Source organism: Sphingopyxis sp., from assembly GCF_025869345.1.
Taxonomy (GTDB): Bacteria; Pseudomonadota; Alphaproteobacteria; order Sphingomonadales; family Sphingomonadaceae; genus Sphingopyxis.
This window is the reverse complement of the sequence record NZ_JAOZVW010000032.1, coordinates 1-2,032: the sequence shown is the minus strand read 5'-3', so window position 1 is coordinate 2,032 and position 2,032 is coordinate 1. Positions and strand designations below refer to the sequence as shown.

At 69.4% G+C, this 2,032-nt stretch carries 1 protein-coding gene; it reads right to left on the bottom strand.

Translation table 11 applies throughout. The annotated features are described in order from the left end of the window. Window positions 1-98: 98 nt before the first annotated feature. The gene (recQ, locus tag OJI97_RS03820) at window positions 99-1,889 is read right to left on the bottom strand and encodes a DNA helicase RecQ (RefSeq protein ID WP_297661277.1); all 1,791 of its coding nucleotides are present in this window, start codon (window positions 1,887-1,889) and stop codon (window positions 99-101) included. Between the last annotated feature and the right edge of the window lie 143 nt (window positions 1,890-2,032).

Sequence of the window (2,032 nt, the reverse complement as noted above, 5' to 3'; positions counted from 1 at the left end):
CCATTCTCTCAGCGCCGGATGAATGGATCCCGGATCAAGTCCGGGATGACGATGTCAGGTAGGTCAGCTTCCGGCCGCAATCGGTCGAAACAGGACAGTCAATATTGCCGGATCACGTTCAGAAACGCATCGCCCCACGCCTCCAGCTTCTTCGCCCCGACACCCGGAATCGTCGCGAGGTCGGCGCGCGTCGCCGGCCGTTCGCTCGCCATCGCGCGCAGCGCCGCGTCGTGGAAGATCACATAGGGCGGCACCTGCGCCTCGGCGGCAAGCTCGCGCCGCATCGCGCGCAGCGCATCGAACAGCGGATCGCCGACCGGATTCGCCGCCGCGCCATCGCCGCGCCGCCCCGAACGCCCGCCATCGCGCTGCGTCCGCTTCACCGGCGGCTCGGCCATCAGCACCGGCGTCTCGCCCTTCATCATCGCGCGCCCGGCGGGGCCGAACATCAGCCCGCCATGCTCGGTCGTCTCGAGCGCCTCGCGCGCGACGAGGGTGCGGACGAGCGGCTTGATCAGCCGCGCCTCCTCGCCCGCGACGATCCCGAACACCGATAATTTGTCGTGCCCGCGCCCCACGATGCGCTCGTCGCTTTTCCCCGTCAGCACCGCCTCGACATGCCCCGCGCCGAAACTCTGTCCGGTGCGATAGACCGCGCTCAGCAATTTCTGCGCGAGCACCGTCGCATCGATCTGGCGCGGCGGATCGAGGCAGGTGTCGCAATTGCCGCAACGCTCGGGCGGAGTCTCGCCGAAATGCCGCAGCAGCAGCGCGCGGCGGCACTCGACCGTCTCGACCAGCGCCGCCAGCGCATTGAGACGTGCCCGCTCGCCCGAAATACGCGCCTCCGGCAGTTCGCCGAGCCGCATCCGCGCGCGCGCGAAATCGTCGGCGCCCCACAGCATCAGCGCCTCGGCCGGGTCGCCGTCGCGCCCCGCGCGCCCCGTCTCCTGATAATAGCTCTCGATCGACTTCGGCAGCCCGGCGTGCGCCACGAAGCGCACGTCGGGCTTATCGATCCCCATGCCGAAGGCGACCGTCGCAGTGACGATCCCGTCTTCAGACGCGACGAAGTCGTGCTGGACCCGCGCGCGCCGTTCGGGGTCGAGCCCGGCGTGATAGGCGGCGACCGGCCGCCCCGTCGCCGCCGCCAGCTTCGCCGCCATTCGCTCGGTCCCGTCGCGCGTCGGGCAATAGACGATCCCCGGCCCCGGGTTGGCGACGATGAAATCGGTGAGCTGCTTCGCCGGGCTGACGCGCGGGCTCACGCGATAGCGGATGTTCGGCCGGTCGAACCCCGCCAGCACCAGCCCCTCGGCCGGAATGCCGAGCTGGACCAATATGTCCTCGCGCGTATGCTTGTCGGCGGTCGCGGTCAGCGCGAGCCGCGGCACAGCGGGAAAGGCATCGAGCAGCGGCCGGAGCAGGCGGTAATCGGGGCGGAAATCATGCCCCCATTCCGAAACGCAATGCGCCTCGTCGATCGCGAACAGCGCCGGTGCGCGCGCCTCCATCAGCGACCGGAACCCCTCGCCCGTCGCGCGTTCGGGAGCGATGTAGAGCAGATCGAGTTCGCCGTCGCGATAGGCCTGCCGCGTGTCGGCGAAATCGGCATCGACGCTGGTCAGGCTGGCGGCACGAATCCCCGCCGCGCGGGCGCCGCGAAGCTGGTCGTGCATTAGCGCGATCAGCGGTGACACAACGACGACACAGCCGTCCAGCGCCACCGCCGGAAGCTGATAGGTCAGCGACTTGCCCGCCCCGGTCGGCATCACCGCCAGCGTCCGCTCGCCCGCCATCACCCGCGCGACGACCTCGGCCTGGCGGCCGCGGAAGGCGTCGAAACCGAAAGTGGATTTGAGAAGCGGAAGGAGCGCGTCGGCGGACATTATGCGGTGGCGATAGGGCGGATGGCCGAGAGAGGAAAGCCCCGACCTCGTCAATATCGGCAGCAAATGCCCAAAACTACCCAATCTCGTCATCCCCGCGAAAGCGGGGACCCAGGGCCTGCGTCGGCTGACCCCGCCCTGGG

Coding starts and splice junctions, on each gene's coding strand:
- recQ (WP_297661277.1), bottom strand. CDS start 1,889: ATGTCCGCCGACGCGCTCCTTCCGCTTCTCAAATCCACTTTCGGTTTC.